Raw genomic sequence first — 22,960 nt, 5'->3', positions numbered from 1 at the left:
CTTGGGCATGATCAAGCTGGAGATGATGGTCGACGCGGTCTTTGAGTACCGGGAGTGAGTATTTCCGGTGATGGCCGCCGCGTCGGTGCGGCGCACAGTTCCCATTGCAAGGAAATCCTCGCGCATCCCCGAAAGGAGCGACTGTGACCCAGCCGCAGGAGAAACTGTTTGTGCTCGAGGCGAGTGGTGGCGGGCGCCTGTTCTCGGTGAACCCGGACGGTTCCGACAAGAAGGTCCTGGTCACCGGGTGCCGCGTCCCCGATGGGGTCGCGGTCGATGTCGACGCCGGCCACATCTATTGGACGAATATGGGGATTCCCCAGCTCAACGACGGCTCGATCGAACGCGTTGACCTCGATGGAGGTAATCGAACGACGATCGTGCCCGGCGGCGGGACCCACACGCCGAAGCAGCTGCATTTCGAGGCGGCGGGCCGGAAGCTCTACTGGGCCGACCGCGAGGGGATGCGGGTCATGCGCTGCGACCTCGACGGCTCGAACGTCGAGACACTGGTGCAGACCGGGCAGGGTGACGACAGCCGCGACCAGACGAAGTGGTGCGTCGGTGTCGGCGTGGACGTCGCCGGAGGGCACCTCTACTGGACCCAGAAGGGCCCGAGTGACGCCGGACTCGGGAAGATCTTGCGGGCCGGCATCGATGTGCCCGCCGGCGATGACCCGGCCGCTCGCGGCGACATCGAGGTGCTGTTCAAAGACCTGCCCGAGCCGATCGATATCGAGCTCGACCTGGCAACTCGCGCGCTGTACTGGACCGACCGGGGGGATCCGCCGCGCGGCAATACCGTGAATCGGGCCCCGCTGGACGCGACGAACCGGAGCGGGGAGCCCGAGATCCTGTCGACCCACCTGATGGAGGGCATCGGCATCGCTCTCGATCCGGTCGGCGGGCGCATGTTCGTGACCGACCTGGGTGGCACGGTCTACCTGGCCGATCTCGATGGGTCGAACCGCCGGGAGATCCTGGTGGCCCAGGGCAACCTCACCGGGATCGCCTATGCGGAGCTCAACGAGCGCAGCGGGTGAGATATGCCTATTCCCGGTTGTGCGGAAATGAGCGTGCTGATGACCGCCGCGACCGGTGGCTTCGGGCCGGTCGATCAGCAGTACCTGTTCGAGGCGCGGCAGATGCAGGCACTGTCGCTGGCGGTGCACATTCCACTGGTCTGTTTCGGCATCGCGTTCCCGCCGATGGTGCTGTTCGCCGAGTGGCGTTATCTGCGCACCGGCGACATGCTCTATCGCCTGCTGGCCAGGCGCTGGTCAAAGGTCATGCTCGCGTTGTTTGCCGTCGGGGTGGTCACCGGGACGATCCTCAGTTTCGAGTTCGGCATGCTCTGGCCGGGTTTCATGGCCAGCTTCGGCAATGTGTTCGGGCTCGGGTTCACGCTCGAGGGCTTCTCCTTCTTCATCGAGGCGATCTTCATCGGGATCTATGTCTACGGTTGGGATCGGCTGACGCCGTGGCGGCACTTCGCCTCAGGCATTCCGGTGGTGCTCGCCGGGGTGACCGGGGCGCTCTTCGTCATCGCTGTGAACGGCTGGATGAACCATCCGAGCGGATTCCGGCTGCAAGATGGGCGAGCGGTCGACGTACACCCGTGGTCGGCGCTGTTCGGGAACGCGTACTTCTGGCACGAGTTCGTCCACATGTACCTGGCCGGCTATGTGGTCGCGGGCTTCCTGCTCGCGGGCAGCTACGCCTGGGGTTTCCTGCGGGGGCGGTGGGGCCGCTACGAACGGGCCGCGCTGACCATCGTGCTGTCCGCCGCCGCGATCGCCGCGCCGCTGCAGGCGGTGATCGGTGACTGGGTGGCCCGCGAGGTCGCCGTCGGCCAGCCGGTGAAGCTGGCCGCGCTGGAGGGGCTCGGCCAGACCACGGCGGGGGCGCCCGAGCACCTACTGGGCTGGTACGACGGCCAGCGGGTGGTCGGCGGGATCGGGGTACCCCGGATGTTGTCGCTGCTGGCCTTCCACGACCCGAATGCCACGGTCACCGGCCTGTCCAGCGTGCCGGTGACGGACCAGCCGCCGGTGAACGTGGTGCGGTTCGCCTTCCAGTCGATGGTCGGAATCGGCACCCTGCTGGCCCTGCTCGGCGCCCTGTACCTCTACGTCCGGCTGCGCCGGGGCCGGCTGCCGAGGTCGCGCTGGTTCTACCGCGGTCTGGTCGCCGCCGGGCCGCTGTCGGTGGTCGCGCTGATCGCCGGCTGGATCACCACTGAGGTCGGCCGCCAGCCCTGGGTCGTATACGGGGTCATGCGCACCTCGGGGGCGGTGACCGGAGCGACCGGGATTCCGGTCGGTTACGGCACGCTCGTCGCGGTCTACGCGGCGTTGGCGATCCTGGTCGGCTGGCTGCTGCGACGCCTGCGCCGGGTGCCGCTGGAGGGCGACAGCCGGGTACTGGAAGGACACAACCGTGCTGGCTGACCTCCCTGTCGTCTTCATACTGGTCGGCCTGGTGGCCTACACCGTGCTGGCCGGCGCCGACTTCGGCGCCGGATTCTGGACGCTGGTCGCCGGCCGCGGACGGGCCGGGCGCGCGGCCGCCCGCGAGTACGCGCGGCACACGATGGGGCCGGTCTGGGAGGCCAACCACGTCTGGCTGATCTTCATCCTGGTCGTCTGCTGGACCGCCTACCCGGTCGCCTTCGCCTCGATCACCTCCACCCTGGCCGCGCCGCTGCTGCTTGCCGTGATCGGGATCATCCTGCGCGGGGCCGCGTACGCGCTGCGCGGGCAACTCGAGGCGGCCCGCGATCGGCGGGCGACCGAGAGACTGTTCGCGCTCTCCTCCCTGCTGACGCCGTTCGCCCTCGGCACCGTCGTCGGAGCCATCGCCACCGGCCGCGTGCCACCCGGGAACGCCCAGGGCGACCCGGTGACCAGCTGGCTCAACCCGACCTCGATCGTGCTCGGCGTACTCGCGGTGGCCACGTCCGCCTACCTGGCCGCGGTCTACCTGGCCGCCGACGCCCACCGGGCCGGCGAACGGGCTCTGCAGCTGGACTTCCGGGCCCGGGCGTTGCGGGCGGGCGTCTGCACCGGAGTCCTCGCGCTGGTCGGCCTGAATGTCGTCAACGTCGACGCCGCCTCGTTCGGGAGCCGCCTCACCGCCGGCGGCGGGCTCGCGATGGTCGTGGTTTCCGCGGTGGGCGGGCTCGGCACGCTCGTGTTGGTCTGGCGCGGCCGTTTCGAGCCGGCTCGGGTGTCGGCCGCCCTCGCCGTCGCCGCGATCATCGTGGGCTGGGCCGTCGCCCAACAGCCCTGGATCCTGCCCGGTCTGACAATCCGCGAAGCGGCGGCCGAGCGGTCCACCCTGCTCGCCGTCACCGTCGTTGTCGCGATCGGCGCGATCGTGCTGGTCCCGTCGCTACTGCTGTTGTTCGCCCTGCACCTGAGCGGGCGGTTCGACGGGGGAGCAGCGGTGCGCGAGCTGGCGTCCACGCCGGCCGGGCAGGACACCGCGGGCGGGAGACCGACCCGGCTGACGGTGGCTGCGACCGTCGCCTGCCTCGTCCTCGGCGCGGTGTTGCTGGTGTTCACCGAGTCCGGTGTGGCGCACGTGATCGCCATCGCCTGCCTGTCCGGCGGCGCTCTCACCATGTTCACCCACGTGTCGACGCTCCCGGTCGAGGGCGACTGAGGCGCTGCCGGACCTGCTCGCCCTCCGGCGGCCCGCTCTGCTCGGCGCCGCGGCCCCCTCAGCCGCCGCCGCGTGTTCCGGTCGAGGTGGCGGCGCCGCCCAGGAACGGGGACCTGCGGATGAGCTGCCGGCGGGAGGTGATGTTGAGCTTGCCGAAGATGTTGCTCAGGTGCCATTCGACGGTGCGCGGGCTGATGAACAGCCGTGCGCCGATCTCCGGGTTCGACAGCCCGTCCCGGACCAGGGCGGCGACCTGCGCCTCCTGACCGGTGAGCTCGCCGGTCGTCTCGAGCTTGCGTTTGCGCGGCGCCTCCCCGGCGGCGCCCAGCTCGCGGGCAGCCCGCTGGGCGAACGCCTCCGCGCCCATCTCGGCGAACATCTCGTGGGCGGTGCGCAGTTGATGCCGGGCGTCCACCCGGTGTTGTTCCCGCCGCAGCCATTCTCCGTAGAGCAGGTGGGCACGCGCCAGCTCGCCCCGCACGCCGGTGCGGCCCAGCAGCTGGATCGCCTCCTGATAGGCGGCCTGGGCGGCCTGGCCCTCACCGAGCAGGGCACGGCAGCGAGCTTGCATGCCCAGGGCCCAGTCCGTGCCGGCGGCGTTGGTGGGTTCGATGAGCTGTTCGAAGACCGCTGCGGCGTGCTCCGGCTCTCCCGCGCGGGTGGCCGCCTCGATGAGCTCGACCCGCACCGCCCAGGGCGTCAAGCCGATCTGCGGCGGGAGCTCGCTCGCCGACCGCGCCGCGGCCAGTGCGTCCTCGTAGCGACCAAGGCCGTTGTAGAGCACCGCTCGCGACCAGTCAACGATGATCACACCCTGGCCCTCGCGACGGCGGAGCACCTCGTCGCCGACCGACTTGAAGACCTGTTCGGCCTCCGCTTCGCGCCCCCGCCACGCCGCAAGCATCGGCGCGGCGTAGGCCGGCACGGGGCTGTCGGTCGCCTCACTGACCGCGGTCTGTTCCTCGGCCAGCGACGCGGCCGCGGCCAGCTCGCCCAGACACACGTACATGAGAGTCGCCATATTGAGGGCGTGCAACAGCGTCGTGCACGCACCGAGCCTCCGAGCCAGCTGGACATGGCCGGTGGCCAGCGTCTCCCAGGTTCGGTCATCCCAGAGGTGCGCCGCGGTGGCGGTGGCAAGGTGCAGCCAGCGCATCGCCTCCTCGTTTGGCCTGTCCGGCCCCCGCAGGGCACGCAGCGCCCGCTTCAGTTCCGGCGCACCCGCGGCGTAGCCGTCGGTGAGCCGGGTGGCCAGCCCGTCCAGGAGCAGGTCCACCGGGCGCGGCGGCGTGATGCGTGCGGCGTGCGCGGCCTGGACCAGCTGCCCCAGGTCGACCCCGCTTGTCACCGGGCCGACCAGCCAGGCCGCCGAGATGGCCTCCAGGTACGCGTCCCGGGCCAACCGGCGGTCGAGCCGCTCCAGTTGGGTGGCGGCACCCCAGAGCAGCGAGGCCGCCTCCTCGGCGCGGTTCACGAACGCGATCTGGCCGCGCAACAGTCCCGCTTCGGCACGGCCCAACTCGTCCAGCGGTCCGGCCTCGGCCATCGACAGCAGCCGCAGGGCGGCGGCCGGCGTGCCGGCGTGGTGGGTGGTCTGGGCCGCCGCCAGCCGGCGCTGGGCACGCCTGGCCGGGTCGGGCGTCAGCTGGGCGGCCCGCGCCAGGAAGGCGGTGGCCGCGGCGAGGCCGCCGCGCGCCCGGGACCGAGCGGCCGAGCGCTCCAGCTCGGCGGCCACCTGCTCGTTCGGCGCCGTGGCAGCCTGCGCCGCATGCCAGGCATGGTGCTCGGGATCGGCCCGGGGGTCGATCTCCTCGGCCAGCGCCTGGTGCGCGGCGCGGCGCGGCTCCGCGTCGGCGGCTCGGTAGACCACCGAGCGCAGCAGCGGGTGGCGGAACCGCACCCGGGAGTCGATCCGCATCAAGCCGGCGTCGGCCGCCGGCACCGCGGCCTCGTCCGCGATCCCCAACCGGCCCGCCGCCCGCCACAACAGCACCGGATCACCCAGCGGCTCGGCCGCCGCGACCAGCAACAGCCGCCGTGTCTCGCCAGGCATCGCGGCGAGCTGGCGCCGGAAGCTCTCCTTGACCCGCCCGGGCGCCCCCGAGGCGCCCGGCAGGTCGCCACCGCCCGCCAGCTCCGGTGCCGACAGGGCCCTCGGCAGCTCCAACAGCGCCAGCGGGTTGCCCCGCGCCTCGGCCACGATCCGGTCCAGCACCCGCTCGTCCACATGGCCGGGCAGCACGGAGTCCAGCAGCTCCCGGGCCTGCGCCTCGGGCAGGCCGCGTACCCGCAGCCGAGCCAGACCGGCCAACTCCGGCATCTGTTCGGCATCGTTCGCGGCGAACACAACCGCCACCGACTCCGCCACCAGCCGGCGGGCGGTGAACGCCAAGGCCTGCGCCGAGGCCCGATCCAGCCACTGCGCGTCATCGATCACACACACCAGCGGCCACTCGGTCGCCGCATCGGCCAACAGGCCCAACACGGCCAAACCGACCAGGAACCGATCCGGCTCGGGCCCGGCGGCCAGCCCGAGCGCGGTGCGCAGTGCCTCCCGCTGCGGGTCGGGCAGCCGCTCGGCGCGATCGAGCAGCGGCGTACACACCTGATGCAACCCGCCGAAGGCCAGCTCCATCTCCGGCTGGACACCGGAGGCGCGCAGTACCCGGCAGCCCGACGCTTCCGCGACAAGGTGGTCCAGCAATGCCGTCTTGCCCACGCCCGACTCGCCGACCAGCACCAACGCCCGGCTCTTGCCCGCCCGAACGGCCCAGAGCACCCCGTCGAGCTCGGCATACTCCGCGCGGCGACCCACGGACGGTTGACCAACGCCAAAGCGGCGCCCCTCTGCCTCCCGGGCGTCGGGGGCCGGCGTGGGAACGAGGTGGACGGCCTGGCGCCGGCGATCCGCACCGCGTGCGCTCCGCGCCCCGTCTTGGTCGAGCGACTGTCCGTCAGCCTCGTCGAGCCCTTCGCGGCTGGTGCTCGCCGCGCGGCGTGAGTCCGTCATTCGGGCTTCCTCCCGGATCAGGGGGATAGGCCCACTGCTGGGCGGTCACTCCGCCGACCCAGTTTTGCGCTCGACCTCGTCGTCGATGAACCTCCGCCGCGTGTGGCGCGTCGGTTCCGCCCCGTGGACCCAAACCTAAGGGTCAGCCTCGCTCGACAGAGACCCGCTGTCGTCACAGCTAGCCAGTATCCGGCGTTCGCCCCTCCAGGTGCGTCTCGGCCACGGTGGTCTCAGGTCCGGGTGTTCTGGTCGTGGCCGCGAGCTGGTCGCAGGCGAGCAACGCGACCTGGATGGCCAGCCGATCCTCGGTGACCGGCCGGCCCAGCAGCTCCTCCGCCTTGCGTACCCGGTAGAGGACGGTGTTCTTGTGTACGTGCATGCGGGCGGCGGCCTCGGTATAGCTCCCGTTGGCCTCCAGCAGCACCTGCACCGTGTGCCGCAGCCGGGCCATCGCCTCGTTCTCCCGCGCCAGCTCCCCGAGCGTTCGTTGCACCCACAGCCGCACGGCGTCGCGTCGGTCGATGAGCAGGCCCGCCAGGGCGACCTGGGCGTGCGGGTACAGCTGTTGCGTGGGCCGCGCGTCGATCTCGGCCACCTGGCGGGCGCGCAGCGCCTCCTCGTGCGAGGACCGGAACCCGGCCAGTCCGGTGCCGGGTTCGCCAAGGGCAATCCGGAGCTGGTCATGCTTGGTCAACTGCGCGGCCAGCCGGTCGACGTCCACACTGGGGCGGCTCGGGGAGAACATCCAGGCCCAGATCGTGCTGGCATCGGCGTACACCGTCATCGGCGTTCGCCCGGCCGCCTCGGTGAGTAACAGGTCCACCGCGTCCAGCTGCGCCGCGGCATCGTCGGTGTGGACCCAGGCAACCGCCGCGGTGTGCCACCCGCGCAGTGCCAGGCCCAGCATCTGCTCGGCCGCCGATGTGGTGAGCTCCTCGGCGGCCAGCACCGCCCGTACCTGCGCGGCGTGGGCCGCGTCCGACCGCTCCTGCCAGCGCTGACGTTCGGATTGGTAGATGTCGATCAGGCCCTCGATGACCCGATCGATATAGCCGTTGAGCACCAGCGCGACGTGGCCGGTCACCGCGAGCGCGTCGTCGGCGGGCAGCTCCTGCCGCCTGAGATCCTCAATCGCCCACTGCAGGAACATGTGTTCGCCCAGCCGGTAGGCACGCAGCAGGGCCTCCAGCGACAGATCGTGCTGGGCGAACCGGCGGGCGTACATCGCGGCCGCCGGCGGCACCACGATGTCCTCGAGTGAGATCCCCAGCATGAGCATGTCGGTGACGGCGCTCAGGTTCGAAGCGGTGCTGGCGACCATCAGCCGCTGCACGGCCTGGTCGTGGTGGAACTCGGGAATCGTGTCGACGAACAGCGTGGTCATTTGCGGAGTCAGGTCGGCAAGCCGCGCCGCGATGCGGCGTGCGACCTCCCCGGCCAGCGCGGCGATGTGGTCGGCCACTCGCGGACCCTACCGCCGTTTGTAGTGCTGGCCTAGATCGTCGAGGTGACGCTGGGACAGCGGGCTATGGTTGAAACCGTTTCGTCCTATCTAGGATTTTCAGGTGATTCCAACGTTACAAAGCCACGGTGCCGACGAGCAGGTCGGACGAGCGAGCCAGGGTCGCGGCCGGGTCGTGGTGGCCGACGACGACGTGTTCGTCCGCGAGGGGGTTTCCAGCCTGCTCCAGCGGGCCGGCTTCGAGGTGGTCGGTCAGGCAGTCGACGGCGCCGCGCTGCTCGACCTGGTCCGCGAGCACCATCCGGACCTGGCCGTCATCGATATCCGCATGCCGCCGACGCATCGCACCGAAGGCCTGGTCGCGGCCCATCAGATCAGGGCTGAGTTCTCGGACATCGGGATCCTGCTGCTGTCGGCCCATGTCGAGGTCAGGGACGCGGTCGAGCTGTTGGCCACCTGGGAGCGGGTGGGCTATCTGCTCAAGAGCCGGGTCACCGACGTCAACGAGTTCATCGACGCTCTCGATCGGATCATGAAGGGCGGCTCCGTTGTCGACCCCTCGCTGGTCAAGGAGCTCCTGGGCGCGAAGCGCCGGGACGACCCGCTGGCCGCGCTGAGCGAGCGCGAGCGCGAGGTGCTCGCGCTGATCGCCGAGGGGCGGTCCAACATCGGAATCGCCCGGGCATTGTGGGTCACCGAGACCACGGTCCAGAAACATGTCCAGCACATCCTCACGAAGCTGCGGCTGCCCCCGAGCTCCGATGATCACCGTCGCGTCCTGGCGGTCCTCACCTGGCTCAGGGCGCGCTAGAAGGTCCTTCGATCAGTTCCCGGATGGCCCGGGCCGAGAGGGACGACTTGGCGATGAACCCGAGTACCGGGCTCGCCTCGATGAGTCTCCCGAAGTCCGTTGCGGAGTACGTCGAGATCAGAATAATTTTCAGAGCGCCCTCGGACGGTGCCTCTGTTGACCATGTCGCGTGCAGTTCACGCGCCACGGTGAAGCCGCTTTCGTCGCCAAGCCGGATATCCAGCAGTACGAGGTCAGGTCGCAGATCACCGATCCGCTGGGCGGCCTGGGCACCCGACGATGCGGTGTCGACCCGCAACCCCTCCCGCTGGAGCAACGTCCTCGCGGAATCGAGGAAATGGGCGTCATCGTCGACCAGAAGGCAGCGCAACGCCATGCGGTCAGCATGTCGCCTGAGGTGTGTGGGGCACAATTACAGCTACCGCGAACATCCCGCGTATACACCTACACGTCGTTGAGCAGCACCGAGCCGAGCTGGTCGCAGGCGCGCAACGCGAGCTCCAGGTCCGCGCGGCGCTCGGTGATGGGTGCGGGCAGCAGCTCGCCGGCCTTGTTCAGCCGGTACTGCACGGTGTTGCGGTGCAGGTTGAGCGTCTCCGCCGCCGCCGTGTAGCTGCCGCCGGACTCCAGGAACACCCGCAGCGTCTCGCGCAGCACGGGGTTGTTGTGCCGGTCGGTCGCCAGCGGGCCGAGCACCTTGCGCACCCATACCCGGGTGGCCTCCAGGTCCGAGCACATCAGGGCGATCGGCCCGACGCGCTCGGCGAGGGTGACCCGGTGCGGCGGCCGCGCTGCGATCGCCACGTTCTGCGCGGTCAGGGCCTGGTAGTGGCTGGCGCGGAAGCCCTCGACGCCCTTCTCCAGCTCGCCGACGCCGAGCCGGATGGTCGGGTCGGTCGCCTCGACGCTGGCGTCCAACTTGGCCCACTCGACGTTCGGGCGGGCGCCGAAGGGCAGCCAGAACCACGCGATGGACTCGTCGAACGGCACGAACAGCGGGCGCCCGGTGCAGCCGAGGTCGGCGGCCAGCGACTGCCCCAGCCGGTCCAGCCGGACGAGCCCCGCGCCGGCCTGGGTCGGCTCCGGCACCCAGCCGACGATGGCCACGTGGTGCTGGCGCAGCCGGTACCCGAGCGCCGACTCGGTGGCGTCCAGGTCGAGGTCCTCGCGGGCGAGCAGCTTCTTCACCCGGGACGCGCGCACCGCGGTCTGCGTGAGCAGCCACCGGTCGCGCTCCAGCTGGTAGGCGCCGACGACCTGCTCGGACACCCGGTCGATGTAGCCGAAGCTGAGCTGCAGGATGCGGTTCGTGACCGCGCGCACCGTGTGCGGCTCCACCTCCTGGTCGGACAGCTCGCGCAGGCACCACTCCAGGAACCTGGCGTGGCCGACCCGGTACGCGCGCACCAGCGCGATCACGCTGACGCCGCGCTGCGCCAGCCGGCGGGCGTACTCGGCGGCCGCGCTGGGGACCGCGACGCTGTCCAGCGAGACCTGCAGCCCGAGCAGGTGCAGCATCCCGCTGACGTTCTCCTCGACGCTGGCGTGCAGCAGCCCCTCGAGCAGCTCGTCGCCCTGCAGCTCGGGGATCTCGGTGAGCAGCACTTTCGTGATGTCCCGTCCGATCCGGGTGAACCCGTCGGACACTATCGACGCGATGGCGGCCAGCCGCGCGTCGACGGAGGCCTCGTCGACTCCCACCGGTTGAGAATAGCCACCTGAGCTCACCTGTCCACCTCGTGCGTGACCAGGGATAACGCGCGCACGGACAAGCGGCGGGCGGGTGGCGGCAACGGGCACTCCGGACCGGACGAAGGGTTGGGCAGAGGGTTGGGCAGAGAGGTGGGCAGAACCCAGGACACTAGGTAGCGCGGGCCGGCTGGCCATTGGGCGCGGCGCATAGCAACCGAGCACATGTTGGTACCGGAACCCGAAGCGGCCCGGTCGGCGCGCTCCCTACCTTCGTGACGACAGGGGACGGCCGGGGCGCAAAGGAGGGCCCGTGAGCGAGGCAACCGGCGCTGGCACCGCACGGGAACTGTTGTGGACCCCCTCGGAGCAGCGCACCCGCGGCTCCCGGATGGCCGACTTCCAGTCCTGGGTCAACCGCGACCGTGCGGTGCCGCTGATCGGCTACGACGAGCTGTGGAGCTGGTCGGTCGAGGACCTGGACGGGTTCTGGGGCGCGGTCTGGTCGTACTTCGACGTGCTGGCGTCGTCCCGGCCCAGCGCGGTGTTGGCCGAGCGGGCGATGCCCGGCGCGGTGTGGTTCCCCGGCGCCCGGCTGAACCTCGCGGAGAACGTGCTGCGCCACGCCCGCGACGACCGTCCCGCGATCGTGGGCATCTCGGAGCACCGCGAGCGGGAGGTACTGACCGGCCGGGACCTGGTCCGCCAGGTCGCCTCGCTGGCCGGGGAGCTGCGCGCCATGGGGGTGCGCCCGGGGGACCGCGTCGCGGCCTACCTGCCCAACATCCCCCAGGCGGTGGTCGCGCTGCTGGCCACGGCGGCGGTCGGCGCGATCTGGTCGTGCTGCGCCCCCGACTTCGGCACCGACGGCGTGCTGGACCGGTTCCGCCAGATCGAGCCGACCGTGCTGCTCGGGGTGGACGGCTACCGGTTCGGCGGGCGGGATGTGGAGCGGCTGGACACCCTCGCCGAGCTGAGCGCGGCGCTGCCCTCGGTGCGCCACACCGTGGTCGTGGAGCACCTGCGCGCCGGCGGCACCCCACCGGCGGGGGCGCTCTCGTTCGACGCGCTGGTGGCCGGCGACCCGTCCCCGCGCTACGAGCAGGTGCCGTTCGACCACCCGCTGTGGATCCTGTACAGCTCCGGCACCACCGGGGTGCCCAAGGGCATCGTGCACTCGCACGGCGGCATCCTGCTGGAGCACCTGAAGAGCCACGCGCTGCACTTTGACACGGGCCCCGACGACCGGGTGTTCGTCTTCGCCAGCACCGCGTGGATGGTGTGGAACGTGCTCGTCACCGCGCTCGCGGTGGGCGCGACGATCGTCACCTACGACGGCAACCCGGTGCGCCCGGAGCCCGACCAGCTGTTCGCCATCTGCGCCGGAGAGCGGGTGACCCGGTTCGGCACCGGCGCGGCCTACCTGACCGGCTGCCAGCGGGCCGCCCGGCGCCCGGGGGAGCAGCACAACCTCGCCGCGCTGCGCGCCATCTGCAGCACCGGCTCCCCGCTGCCCACCTCCACCTGGCACTGGGTCTACGACAAGGTCAAGCGGGACCTGCTGCTCGGCTCCGACTGCGGCGGCACGGACGTGTGCACCGCGTTCATCGGCACCAACCCGCTGCTGCCGGTGTACGCCGGCGAGATGCAGGCCCCCTATCTCGGGGTACGGGTGGACTCCTGGTCGCCGGAGGGGATGCCGCTGGTCGACGAGGTCGGCGAGATGGTGATCACCGAGCCGATGCCGTCCATGCCCGTAGCGTTCTGGGACGACCCTGACGGCGCCCGCTACCGGGAGGCGTACTTCGACACCTACCCGGAGATCTGGCGGCACGGCGACTGGATGACGGCCACCCGCTACGGCACCTACGTCGTGCACGGCCGCTCCGACTCGACGATCAACCGGGGCGGCGTGCGGATGGGCTCGGCGGACATCTACGCCGTGGTCGACCGGCTGCCCGGGGTGGCCGCCAGCCTGGTGATCGGCGCCGAGCTGGCCGACGGCGGCTACTTCATGCCGCTGTTCGTCGCGCTGGCCGCCGGCACCGAGCTGACGCCAGACCTCATCGACCAGATCAGACAGGACATCCGCGCGCGGGTGTCGCCCCGCCATGTGCCCGACGAGGTGGTAGCTGTGCCCGCCATCCCCATGACGATCACCGGCAAGAAGCTGGAGGTGCCCATCAAACGGCTGCTGCAGGGCGTGCCGGAGGACAGGGCGGTCAACCGGGCCACCCTCGCCAACCCCGAGGCGCTGGACTGGTTCCTGGCCTACGTCAGGGACCGCCGCGCCACCCAGGGGCTCGAGGCCGAGGCGGCGCGGCGATGAGCGCCCCCGAGCCGACGGGGACGCCGGAGACGCCGGGGACGCCCGAGTTCGCGGACTCGCCGGACGCCACCGCGATCGCCGATCAGGCCGTGGCCCTGGACATGTTGCTGGTCGACGGTGCGTTGTGGCCGGCGATCCGGATGCTGCCGGCCAATGCCGCGGTGCGGTTGGTGTTGGAGATCGCCCGCCACCCGGGAGGCGCGCTGCGCCGGGCCGGGGAGTTGGCCGAGGAGCTGGGCCGGATCGCGGTGGGCAACTCGGAGCTGGCGCCGGGGCCGAAGGACCGGCGGTTCGCCGACGAGGCGTGGCGGTCGAACCCGGTGCTGCGGCGGCTGCTGCAGGCCTACCTGGCGACCTCCACGGTGGGCACCGAGCTGGTCGCCGAGACGGACCTGGACTGGCGGGACCGGGAGCGGCTGGGCTTCGCGATGGACAACCTGGTGGCCGCGCTGTCCCCGAGCAACAACCCGCTGCTGAACCCGCTGGGTTGGCGGGCGGCCGCGCAGAGCCGGGGAAGCAGCGCGTTGACCGGGGTGCGGAACCTGGTCGCCGACCTGGCCAGCGCTCCCCGGGTGCCCACGATGGTGGCCTCGGATGCGTTCGAGGTGGGCAAGGACCTGGCGGTGACCGAGGGTGCGGTGGTGCTGCGCACCGAGGTGTTCGAGCTGATCCAGTACACCCCGCGCACCGCCCAGGTGCGCAGCCGACCGCTGGTGATCGTGCCGCCGGTGATCAACAAGTACTACATCGCGGACCTGCGCCCGGGCCGGAGCTTGATCGAGTACCTGGTGGCGCAGGGCCAGCAGGTGTTCGTGGTCTCCTGGCGCAACCCCGACGCCAGCCACCGGAGCTGGAACCTGGACACGTACGGCCAGGCCATCCTGGATGCCCTGGACGCGGCACGGCGGATCACCGAGGCGGACGCGGTCATCCCGCTGGGGTTCTGCTCGGGCGGGATCCTGCTGTCGATGGCGCTGGCCGCGTTGACCCACCGGGGCGAGGCCGACCGGTTCGCCGGGTTCGCGCTGGGGGTCTGCGTGCTGGACCAGAGCCGGGCGGGCACGGCCTCGGCGTTGATCGACGAGCGGACCGCCGCACTGGCCAAGTTCGCCTCGTCGGTGCGCGGCTACCTGGACGGGCGGGCGCTGGCGGAGGTGTTCGCCTGGCTGCGCCCGGACGACCTGGTGTGGAACTACTGGGTCAACAACTATCTGCAGGGTCGCCAGCCTCCCGCCTTCGACATCTTGTACTGGAATGCCGACACCACCCGGATGGCCACCGGGCTGCACCACGCGTTCGTCGACATGGGCCTGGCCAACGCCATGGTCGCCCCGGGCGGGATCACCATGCTGGGCGCCCCGGTTGACCTGAGCGAGGTCAAGACGGACGGGTACGTGCTGGCCGGTGTGGCCGACCACATCTCGCCGTGGCAGAGCTGTTTCCGCAGCGCGCGGCTGTTCGGCGGGGATGTCACGTTCGTGCTGTCCAGCAGCGGGCACATCGCCTCGATCGTGAACCCGCCGACCAACCCGAAGGCCAGCTACCGCGCCGCCCGCACCAGCGGGGATGCCGAGGCGTGGCAGGCCGACACAACACTGACGAAGGGCTCATGGTGGCCAGACTTCCTGGCGTGGCTGGGCGAACGGTCCGGTCCGGACAAACCAGCACCGGAAGCCCTGGGCGCCCCGGGCTACAGCGTGGTGACGGCCGCGCCCGGCAGCTACGTGCTCGAGCGTTGAGTGCGGTGGACCAGACGAGCCCACCCAGCGCCCAGGGCCTGCACGTGGTGGTGCGGGAGGGGGACCCGGCCCGGACCCCGTTGCTGCTGATGAACGGCATCGGCGCCCAGCTGGCGGCGCTGCAGCCGTTCGTGGACGCGCTGGACCCGGCGATCCCGGTGATCCGGTTCGACGCCCCCGGGGTCGGGGAGTCACTGCCCAAGAGGCTGCCCTACCGGTTCCCCGCCCTGGCCCGGCGCGTCGGCCGGCTGCTCGACGAGCTGGGCCACTCGCGCGTGGACGTGCTCGGCATCTCCTGGGGCGGCGGGCTGGCGCAGCAGTTCGCGGTCACCCAGCGGAGCCGGTGCCGGCGGCTGGTGCTGGTGGCCACGGCGACCGGATCGCTGATGGTGCCCGCCTCGCCCCTGGTGCTGCGGCACATGCTCACACCACGCCGCTACATCGACCGGGGCTACGTCCGCGGCGTCGCCGCCCACCTCTACGGCGGCACCGCCCGCGCCAACCCCGCGCTCGTCGCCGGCCTGCTGCACCAGGGCTACCCGCCCGGCTACACCTACCAGCTGCTCGCCGGCGCCGGCTGGACCAGCCTGCCGATACTGCCCCTGATCCAACAGCCCACCCTGGTACTGGCCGGCGACGACGACCCGATCATCCCGCTGGCCAACTCCCGCATCCTGCACGCGCTCATCCCGCACGCCCAGCGCCACGTCTACCAGGGCGGGCACCTCGAGCTCGTGTGCGCCCCCGACCGCGTGATTCCCCACGTCGAGAAGTTCCTGGCCCAGCAGTGATGGAGGCACACATGGACGACCTGCGGGTGGGTATCGGCGACGCGTTGGGCACCGACTACCTCTCCCTCTCCGACCAGCTGACGCCGACCCAGCTGGACTACCTGCGGCGGACCAGGGAGTTCGTCGACCACGAGGTGCTGCCGGTGATCAACGGCTACTGGGAGCGCGCGGAGTTCCCCTGGCCGCTGGTGGAGAAGCTGGCCAAGCTCGGGGTGGTCGGTGACGGCATCGAGGGTTACGGCTGCCCGCCGCTGGACCCGTTGTCGCGCGGGCTGGTGTACATGGAGCTGTCCCGGGGCGACGGCAGCCTGGGCACCTTCGTCGGCGTGCAGGCGGGCCTGGCCATGCAGTCCATCGCGCAGTGCGGCTCGGAGGAGCAGAAGCAGCGCTGGCTGCCCGGCATGGCGGCGCTGGAGAAGATCGGCGCGTTCGCGCTGACCGAACCCGACCACGGCTCGGACTCCGTCTCCCTGGAGACCACCGCCCGCCGCGACGGCGACTTCTACGTGATCGACGGCGCGAAGAAGTGGATCGGCAACGGCAGCATCGCCGACGTGATCGTGGTCTGGGCCCGCGACACCGAGGACGGCAAGGTCAAGGGCTTCCTGGTGGAGAAGGGCGCCCCGGGTTACCGGGCCGAGGTGATCGAGGGCAAGGGCTCGCTGCGCGCCGTCTGGCAGGCCCAGATCGCGCTGGAGGGCGTCCGGGTGCCCGCCGAGAACCGGCTGCCCGGGGCCAACTCGTTCGCCGACTGCGCCCGTGTGCTGGTCGGCACCCGCAGCGCCTGCGCCTGGATGGCCCTCGGGCACGCGGTGGCCGGCGCCGAGGCCGCGCTGTCCTACTCGAAGCGGCGCAAGCAGTTCGGCAAGTCGCTGGCCAGCTTCCAGATCGTGCAGCAGCGGCTGGTGCACATGCTCGCCGACGTGACCGCCATGCAGCTGTACTGCATGCAGATCGCCCGGCTGGCCGAGGCCGGCTCGCTGGCCCCCACGTTGGCCGGGCTGGCCAAGCTGCACAACACCTCCAAGGCCCGGGGTGTGCTGGCCGAGGCCCGCGACCTGCTCGGCGGCAACGGCATCCTGCTGGACTTCCACGTCATCCGGCACATGGTCGACAACGAGGCGGTGCACACCTTCGAGGGCACCGAGACCATGCAGACGCTCATCGTCGGCCGGGACATCACCGGGATCGGGGCGTTCGTATGACCGCCCGCCCGGCGCGCCGGCGGTGAACAGCACGGTGAACAGCACGGTGAACAGTTCGGTGAACATCGTGCTGATGGGGCCGCCGGGCTGCGGCAAGGGCACGCAGGCGGTGCGGATCGCCGCCGCGCTGGGCTGCGCGCACCTGTCCACCGGTGACCTGCTGCGCGCCGAGATCACCGCCGGCACCCCGCTCGGAAAGGCCGTGGCCAGCGTGGTCTCGGCCGGCGCGCTCGTCCCGGACGACCTGGTCAGCGAGCTGGTGCTGCCCAGGGCGCGGGCCGCCGCGGCGACGACCGGCTACCTGCTCGACGGGTACCCCCGGTCGTTGCCGCAGGCCAGGGCGCTGCTGGACAGTGAGATCCCGCCGGACCGGGTGTTCGCGCTGGACGCTCCGGCGCCGGTGCTGGTGGAGCGCATCCTGCGGCGGGCCCGGCTGGAGGGCCGCGCCGACGACACCCCCGAGGTCATCGAGCACCGGCTGCGGGTGTTCGCCGAGAGCACCCGACCGGTGCTCGACCTGTTCGCCGAGCGGGGCCTGCTGTGCACCGTCGCCGCGACGGGCCCGCCCGACACCGTGGCCTCCTCGATTCTCGACCAACTCCCCCGGAAGGACCGGCTCCGATGACGAACCTGGCCAACCACCTGCTGCGCACGGCGGCGGAGCACCCGGACCGGCCGGCGGTCAAGCTGGACGAGCAGGTGCTCAGCTACGCCCAGCTGCGCGATGCCGCCGCCCGCATGGCCACCCTGCTGCGCCGGCTCGGGGTCGAGCCCGGTGACCGGGTGGGCCTGCAGCTGCCCAACGTGCCGGCGTTCCCGGTCGCGTGTTTCGGGGCGCTGCTCGCCGGCGCGACCGTGGTGCCGATGAACCCGCTGCTCAAGGCGCGCGAGGTGGAGTACTACGTCGGTGACTCCGGCGCGAAGGTCGTCGTGGTCGGCGACCAGATGCCCGACGCGGCGCGGGAGGCCGGCGCGACCATGGGCGTCCAGGTGCTGGAGGTCGGGCCGATGGGCCCCGGCGAGCTGCCCGACGAACCCACCGAGCTGATCGAGCGGGACGACTACGACACCGCGGTGATCCTCTACACCTCGGGCACCACCGGCAAGCCCAAGGGTGCCGAGCTCACCCACTTCAACATGGCCAGCAACGCCCGCACCTCGGCCGAGACGCTCACCGAGCTCGGGCCCGACGACGTCGTGATGGGCTGCCTGCCGCTGTTCCACGTGTTCGGCATGACCTGCGGGCTCAACGCCAGCGTGCTCAGCGGGGCCTGCCTGACCCTGATTCCCCGGTTCGACGGCGGCAAGGCGCTGCACGTGGTCGGCCGCGACCGGGTCACCGTGTTCGAGGGCGTGCCCACCATGTACTCGGCCATGCTGCACGCCCCCACCCGGGGCGAGGCCGACGTGTCCACCCTGCGCACCTGCGTGTCCGGCGGCGCCGCCATGCCGGTCGAGGTGATGCGCTCCTTCGAGCGCGAGTTCGACTGCATCATCCTGGAGGGCTACGGCCTGTCCGAGACCTCCCCGGTCGCCTCGTTCAACCACCCGGACGCCGAGCGCAAGCCCGGCACGATCGGCACCCCGGTGCGCGGCGTGCGGCTGCGGCTGGTCGGCGCCGACGGCGAGGACGTGGCGGAGGGCGAGATCGGCGAGATCGCGATCCGGGGCGAGGGCTTGATGAAGGGCTACTGGAACCGGCCGGTGGAGACCGACGACGCGATCCCGGACGGGTGGCTGCGCACCGGTGACCTGGCCACCCGGGACGCCGAGGGCTACTACACGATCGTTGACCGCAAGAAGGAGATGATCATTCGCGGGGGCTTCAACATCTACCCCCGGGAGATCGAGGAGGCGCTCTACGAGCACGCGAGCGTCGCCGAGGCCGCCGTGATCGGGCTCAAGCACCCCGAACTCGGCGAGGAGGTCGGCGCGGCCGTCGTGCTCAAGCCGGGCGCCGCCGCCGAGCCGGCGGAGCTGCGCGCCTTCGTGAAGGCCAGGGTCGCCGCCTACAAGTACCCCCGCCATGTGTGGCTCGCGCAGTCCCTGCCCAAGGGCCCCACCGGCAAGATCCTGCGACGCGAGGTGCAACCGCCCCCGGACCTCGTTCACTGACACGGCTTATGAGTGGCCGGCGGGGGATCTAGATGGGAGGCTCCAGAGGGCCGGGAGCGGCCGCCCCCGCACGATCCGAGCCGTGAAATGGAGGGCCCCATGGAGGTGTCCTGCGCCTTTCCGACCGCCCTGGACTCGCCGGACAACATCGCGATTGCCGAGCGCCTGGGTTATGCCAGGGCGTGGGTCTACGACACGCCGCAGCAGAGCCCCGATGTGTGGATGACCCTCGCGCTGGCCGCCGACCGGACCGAGCGGATCGGCCTCGGCCCTGGTGTGCTGATCCCGAGCCTGCGCCACCCGATGGTGAACGCCGCCGCGACCGCGACCCTCGCCGCCCTGGCCCCCGGTCGCGTGGCGGTCGCCTTCGGCACCGGGTTCACCGGCCGCCGGGCCATGGGTTACGGCGCGATCAGCTGGTCGTACATGGACTCCTACATCCGGGCCTATCGCGGGCTGCTGCGCGGTGAGGTGGTCGAGTGGGAGGGCGCGCAGATGCGGATGCTGCATCCGGACGGACACGCCCCCGCTCGGCCGGTCGACGTGCCCATTCTCGTGGGCGCCCTCGGGCCCAAGGGCAACAAGGTCGCCAATGAACTCGGTGACGGACTCTTCGTGACCCTTCAGCTGCCCGAGTTCGTGACCGAGTACTCCTGGGTGCCGTACCTGGCGTGGGGCACGGTGCTCGACGAGGGGGAGGCGCCGGACTCGGAGCACTCCCGCGCCGCCGCGGGTCCGGGCTGGGCCCTGGCCTATCACGGCGCCTACGAGTTCGGCGGTCCCGACGCCGTGCGCCAGATCCCCGCCGGCGCCGAGTGGCTGGAGGTCGTGGACAAGACACCCCTGGAGCAGCGGCACCTCGCGGTCCACGCGGGACACTGCGTCGAGCTCAACGAGGCCGACCTAGCCGCGTGGGAGGCCGGCGGCCACGCGATCCTGCGGGACACCACGATCACCGGCACCCGCGACGAGGTCCGGCGCCGGCTGGACGACCTCGCCTCCCGTGGCGTCACCGAGATCGTGTTCCAACCCTGTGGCCCCGACATCGGAGCCGAGCTGGAGAGGTTCTACGACGCGGCGCGCTCGTAGAGCTGGGCGCCAGTCCGAGCGAACCGCGTCAGCTTGCGTGGGTCAGGGCGGCTGTACCGCCGCCACCCCATGCGCGGCCCGCTGGCCAGCTGTCTGGAGGACATCGCCGAGCTGGCCGTCGCGCTGGCCCGACCGGTAGAGCTGGCGGGCGAGGGACGCTCGACACCGAGTCGTGGAGCCTCTTCGATGGCATCCAGCTGCCCAAGGACTGGGCGCGATTCTACTGGCGGCAATACCTCGGAGGAGCGACTCCGGAGTCCGCTCCGCTCGCCTGTCCGCTGCGTGTAGCCGACCTCACCGGGCTCCCTTCTACTTTGGTGTTGACCGCTGAATACGATCCACTCCGCGACGAGAGCGAAGCGTTCGCCCGTCGAGTCGCCTCCGCCGGTGCGCCGACGACCGCCCGCCGGTACCTCGGAATGCCGCACGGAATGCTCTATCTGAACGGGATCACCGATGCGACCCGCGCCGTCACCCAAGACATTGCGTCGTTCGTCAACGGAGTCAATCCCAAGCCTCGCGTCGAAGCCATGGACCTTGTACTCACCTGAGCATTCCTCGACGCGCGCCGGAGAGCGTCCGGCTACACCGCCGGCCTGAGCCCGAGGCGGGGAATCAGTTTCGTCGCCGTGGCGCCCAGGATGTTCGTCCGGTCGGCCGCGTCGAGCTCGGGGCTGTCGAGGAGGCGCTGACGGGTGCTGACGGCGAGGTCGCGCCGCAGGTAGGGGTAGTCGGTGCCGAACAGGACCTGGGACAGGCCGACGGTGGAGCGCAGCAAACGGAGCACCGGGTCGGTCCAGGACAGCGCGGTGTCCCAGTAGAGCCGGCGAAAGGTGTCCGCCGCGGTCGAGCGCTGCTCCGCCCCGGGGATCACCCCCATCTGGTCGACGATGTCGAACCGCCCGGCCAGGTACGGCACGGTGCCCCCGGCGTGCGAGAACACGTAGGTCACGTCGGGGGTCCGCGCGAACGTGTTGCTGTAGTGCAGCTGCGCGATCGCCCTGGTGGTGTCCGCGGTGAAGTCGATCAGGGAGTCCGGCAGCCCGAGGGTGTGGGCGACGGGGTCGGGGGAGGCGTTCGGGTGGACGAAGACGAGCGCCTGCCGCCGCTGCAGCTCGTCGAACAGCGGCGCGAGGCGGGCATCACCCAGGTAGACGCCGCGGGCATTGCTGAACAGCACCACCCCGTCCAGCCCAAGCACGTCCAGCACATAGGTCAGCTCGGCCAGCGCGCCGTCCACATCGGGCAGCGGCAGGCAACCGAACCCGCCGAACCGGTCGGGCCGGTCCCGGACCAGCTCGGCCGAGAGCTCGTTGCACCGGCGGGCCAGGGCGCGGGCCGCACCGTCGTCACCGGTGTGCACACCCGGTGTGCTGATCGACGTCATGCCCACGTCGATGCCGGCGTCGTCGAGGAAGGACAGCGCCGCCTCGCGGGACCACGGCGGCGGCGTGACACCCCCGACGGGGTTGCCGGCCTCGTTCGTCGCGGCCCAGAAGAAGTCGGGCAGCATGTGGTGATGGATGTCGACGGTGAACGTCACGACAACCTCCCGGCTGGCTAGAAGGGGAACTCGCGTTCCTGGCTGGTGGTGTTGATCCAGATGACGTCGGTGAAGTCCGCCAGGCTGTCCGGGCCGGTGCGGCCCCAGCCGCTGTCCCGGACGCCGCCCATCGGCGCGTGGATCTCGTCGTTGACCGTCGGCGCGTTGACGTTCACGATGCCGTGCAGCACCTTCGGGGCCAGCTCGAAGGCCCGGTAGGTGTCGCCGGCCAGGATCGTCGAGGTGAGTCCGTACTGGACCCGGTTGGCGACCGCGACGGCTTCCTCGGCCGTGTCCACGGGCTCGACGATCACCAGCGGCCCGAATGTCTCCTCGGAGGCGGCCGTGGCCCCCGGGGGCACGTCGGTCAGGATGGTGGGCTGGAAGACCAGGCCCTCGTGGGTGCCGCCGGTGTGCAGGGTCGCCCCGAGCCGGACCGCCTCCCGGACGCGCTCGTCCATCAGGTTCACCGCGCCCTGGTGAACCAGCGGCCCGATGATGGTTCGAGGATCGAGGGGGTCGCCCGACGGCAGGGACCTGGTGCGCTCGACGAACTTGGTGAGGAACTCGTCGTAGATGCGCCGCTGGATGATGATCTTCCTGGTGTTCAGGCAGATCTGCCCCTGGTGGAAGAACGAGCCGAAGGTCGCCATGCGCACGGCGTAGTCGACGTCGACGTCATCGAGGATGATCATCGGGTTGTAGCCGCCGAGCTCGAGGACGGTGCGCTTGAGCGTGCGACCGGCGCGCTCGGCGAGCATCCGGGCCGTCTTGACCCCGCCGATGAGGTTGATGCACCGGACGTCCTCGCTGGCGAAGAACTCGTCGGCGATCGGGCCGGCGGCCCCGGGGGCGTGCGGCACGACGTTGACCACCCCGGGTGGGAAGCCGGCTTCCTCGGCGATCTCGGCGACCATGAGCCCGGCCGAGATCGGCGCGTACTCCGAGGGTTTCACCACGACCGTGCAGCCGGCGGCCAGCGGGTTGAGCACGGCCCGCCAGGACAGGATGTTGGCGCCGTTCCACGGGGTGAAGCTGGCGACCACACCCAACGGCCGGCGCACGCCGATCGAGTGGGTGCCGGGCAGGTTGGACTGCAACACCTCACCCTTGGGCAGGTAGACCCAGCTGGCCGCCTGCTCGAGCGTGGCGGCCACGAGGTCCTGCTGGAAGGTGGAGAACGGCAGGGTGCTGCCGGTCTCCCGCGCCAGGATCCCGGCGATCTCGGCCCGCCGCCTGCGCACGATCTCGGCGGCCTTGAAGAACAGGCGCGCCCTCTCCGCCGGCCCGGTCTCGGCCCAGGCCCCGAACGCGTCGGCGGCGGCCGAGATGGCGAACCTGGCCTCCTCGGCCCCGCAGTCGGGCGCATGCGCAAACACGTCGCCGGTGTACGGCTCGAAGTCGTCAAAAACGCCGGGAGCGGTACGCCATCGGCCACCGGCATACCATTGGTACGTCGGCGTGGCAATGGATTCGGCTTGGGTGACGGCGGTGTCAGTCATGATGAACTC

The 22,960-nt window shown here is 71.1% G+C and carries 18 protein-coding genes; 12 read left to right on the top strand and 6 right to left on the bottom strand.

From position 1 onward, the window contains the following. Window positions 1-143: 143 nt before the first annotated feature. The 3 genes from ACTXG6_RS37750 to ACTXG6_RS37740 are packed head-to-tail and all read left to right on the top strand — an operon-like array spanning window position 144 to window position 3,666. Window positions 144-1,043, top strand: coding sequence for a hypothetical protein (locus tag ACTXG6_RS37750; RefSeq protein ID WP_445184107.1), 900 nt, complete (start codon window positions 144-146; stop codon window positions 1,041-1,043). 39 nt (window positions 1,044-1,082) lie between these two features. Then, window positions 1,083-2,450: a cytochrome ubiquinol oxidase subunit I gene (locus tag ACTXG6_RS37745; RefSeq protein ID WP_445184106.1), complete on the top strand. Its 1,368-nt coding sequence runs from the start codon at window positions 1,083-1,085 to the stop codon at window positions 2,448-2,450. Continuing rightward, window positions 2,440-3,666 carry a cytochrome d ubiquinol oxidase subunit II gene (locus ACTXG6_RS37740; protein WP_445184105.1) on the top strand — a complete coding sequence of 409 codons (1,227 nt, stop codon included), beginning with the start codon at window positions 2,440-2,442 and terminating at the stop codon, window positions 3,664-3,666. Before ACTXG6_RS37745 ends, ACTXG6_RS37740 begins: the two co-directional genes overlap by 11 nt. A 58-nt stretch (window positions 3,667-3,724) precedes the next feature. Here ACTXG6_RS37740 and ACTXG6_RS37735 read toward each other — a convergent pair whose 3' ends face one another. After that, complete coding sequence (locus ACTXG6_RS37735; RefSeq protein ID WP_445184104.1) at window positions 3,725-6,481, bottom strand: helix-turn-helix transcriptional regulator; 2,757 nt, start codon at window positions 6,479-6,481, stop codon at window positions 3,725-3,727. A 373-nt stretch (window positions 6,482-6,854) separates the two neighbouring features. After that, the gene (locus ACTXG6_RS37730) at window positions 6,855-8,138 is read right to left on the bottom strand and encodes a PucR family transcriptional regulator (RefSeq protein WP_445184103.1); all 1,284 of its coding nucleotides are present in this window, start codon (window positions 8,136-8,138) and stop codon (window positions 6,855-6,857) included. A 103-nt stretch (window positions 8,139-8,241) separates the two neighbouring features. On the opposite strand from ACTXG6_RS37730, the gene ACTXG6_RS37725 reads away from it, so the two are divergent. Beyond that, window positions 8,242-8,949 (top strand): response regulator, encoded by a 708-nt coding sequence (locus ACTXG6_RS37725; protein WP_445184102.1) that lies wholly within the window; start codon window positions 8,242-8,244, stop codon window positions 8,947-8,949. On the opposite strand, the gene ACTXG6_RS37720 is transcribed toward ACTXG6_RS37725, so the two are convergent. Both ACTXG6_RS37720 and ACTXG6_RS37715 read right to left on the bottom strand, forming a co-directional pair. After that, on the bottom strand, window positions 8,936-9,325 hold the full coding sequence (locus ACTXG6_RS37720; RefSeq protein ID WP_445184101.1) for a response regulator: 390 nt from the start codon (window positions 9,323-9,325) through the stop codon (window positions 8,936-8,938). The genes ACTXG6_RS37725 and ACTXG6_RS37720 overlap by 14 nt on opposite strands. A gap of 68 nt (window positions 9,326-9,393) precedes the next feature. Next, window positions 9,394-10,677 (bottom strand): PucR family transcriptional regulator, encoded by a 1,284-nt coding sequence (locus ACTXG6_RS37715; protein ID WP_445184100.1) that lies wholly within the window; start codon window positions 10,675-10,677, stop codon window positions 9,394-9,396. A 274-nt stretch (window positions 10,678-10,951) separates the two neighbouring features. Here ACTXG6_RS37715 and ACTXG6_RS37710 point away from each other — a divergent pair, with 274 nt between their 5' ends. From ACTXG6_RS37710 to ACTXG6_RS37675, 8 genes are all read left to right on the top strand, one after another. Next, window positions 10,952-12,967: an acetoacetate--CoA ligase gene (locus ACTXG6_RS37710; RefSeq protein WP_445184099.1), complete on the top strand. Its 2,016-nt coding sequence runs from the start codon at window positions 10,952-10,954 to the stop codon at window positions 12,965-12,967. Then, window positions 12,964-14,706 (top strand): PHA/PHB synthase family protein, encoded by a 1,743-nt coding sequence (locus tag ACTXG6_RS37705; RefSeq protein WP_445184098.1) that lies wholly within the window; start codon window positions 12,964-12,966, stop codon window positions 14,704-14,706. The genes ACTXG6_RS37710 and ACTXG6_RS37705 overlap by 4 nt, the downstream gene beginning before the upstream one ends. Before the next feature lie 5 nt (window positions 14,707-14,711). After that, window positions 14,712-15,497, top strand: coding sequence for a poly(3-hydroxyalkanoate) depolymerase (phaZ, locus tag ACTXG6_RS37700; RefSeq protein ID WP_445184097.1), 786 nt, complete (start codon window positions 14,712-14,714; stop codon window positions 15,495-15,497). Between the two features lie 11 nt (window positions 15,498-15,508). Further along, window positions 15,509-16,702, top strand: coding sequence for an acyl-CoA dehydrogenase family protein (locus ACTXG6_RS37695; RefSeq protein WP_445184096.1), 1,194 nt, complete (start codon window positions 15,509-15,511; stop codon window positions 16,700-16,702). Between the two features lie 34 nt (window positions 16,703-16,736). Beyond that, window positions 16,737-17,327: an adenylate kinase family protein gene (locus ACTXG6_RS37690; protein WP_445184095.1), complete on the top strand. Its 591-nt coding sequence runs from the start codon at window positions 16,737-16,739 to the stop codon at window positions 17,325-17,327. After that, window positions 17,324-18,817 carry a long-chain-fatty-acid--CoA ligase gene (locus ACTXG6_RS37685; RefSeq protein WP_445184094.1) on the top strand — a complete coding sequence of 498 codons (1,494 nt, stop codon included), beginning with the start codon at window positions 17,324-17,326 and terminating at the stop codon, window positions 18,815-18,817. Before ACTXG6_RS37690 ends, ACTXG6_RS37685 begins: the two co-directional genes overlap by 4 nt. A 99-nt stretch (window positions 18,818-18,916) precedes the next feature. After that, on the top strand, window positions 18,917-19,906 hold the full coding sequence (locus ACTXG6_RS37680) for an LLM class flavin-dependent oxidoreductase (RefSeq protein WP_445184093.1): 990 nt from the start codon (window positions 18,917-18,919) through the stop codon (window positions 19,904-19,906). Next, the gene (locus tag ACTXG6_RS37675) at window positions 19,849-20,457 is read left to right on the top strand and encodes an alpha/beta hydrolase fold domain-containing protein (protein ID WP_445190211.1); all 609 of its coding nucleotides are present in this window, start codon (window positions 19,849-19,851) and stop codon (window positions 20,455-20,457) included. The genes ACTXG6_RS37680 and ACTXG6_RS37675 overlap by 58 nt, the downstream gene beginning before the upstream one ends. Window positions 20,458-20,489: 32 nt before the next feature. Here ACTXG6_RS37675 and ACTXG6_RS37670 read toward each other — a convergent pair whose 3' ends face one another. Together ACTXG6_RS37670 and ACTXG6_RS37665 are read right to left on the bottom strand one after the other, a co-directional pair. Next, on the bottom strand, window positions 20,490-21,449 hold the full coding sequence (locus ACTXG6_RS37670) for an amidohydrolase family protein (RefSeq protein WP_445184092.1): 960 nt from the start codon (window positions 21,447-21,449) through the stop codon (window positions 20,490-20,492). Window positions 21,450-21,466: 17 nt separating this feature from the next. After that, complete coding sequence (locus ACTXG6_RS37665; protein WP_445184091.1) at window positions 21,467-22,951, bottom strand: aldehyde dehydrogenase family protein; 1,485 nt, start codon at window positions 22,949-22,951, stop codon at window positions 21,467-21,469. Window positions 22,952-22,960 lie beyond the last annotated feature (9 nt).

The sequence above is a fragment of the Pseudonocardia sp. Cha107L01 genome (assembly GCF_052566575.1).
This window is presented reverse-complemented; position numbering and strand designations above follow the sequence as displayed.

Excerpts from the sequence above, each read along its gene's own strand:
- ACTXG6_RS37685 (WP_445184094.1), top strand. The coding sequence starts at position 17,324 with ATGACGAACCTGGCCAACCACCTGCTGCGCACGGCGGCGGAGCACCCG.
- ACTXG6_RS37745 (WP_445184106.1), top strand. The coding sequence starts at position 1,083 with ATGACCGCCGCGACCGGTGGCTTCGGGCCGGTCGATCAGCAGTACCTG.
- ACTXG6_RS37665 (WP_445184091.1), bottom strand. The coding sequence starts at position 22,951 with ATGACTGACACCGCCGTCACCCAAGCCGAATCCATTGCCACGCCGACG.
- ACTXG6_RS37720 (WP_445184101.1), bottom strand. The coding sequence starts at position 9,325 with ATGGCGTTGCGCTGCCTTCTGGTCGACGATGACGCCCATTTCCTCGAT.
- ACTXG6_RS37695 (WP_445184096.1), top strand. The coding sequence starts at position 15,509 with ATGGACGACCTGCGGGTGGGTATCGGCGACGCGTTGGGCACCGACTAC.
- ACTXG6_RS37680 (WP_445184093.1), top strand. The coding sequence starts at position 18,917 with ATGGAGGTGTCCTGCGCCTTTCCGACCGCCCTGGACTCGCCGGACAAC.
- ACTXG6_RS37705 (WP_445184098.1), top strand. The coding sequence starts at position 12,964 with ATGAGCGCCCCCGAGCCGACGGGGACGCCGGAGACGCCGGGGACGCCC.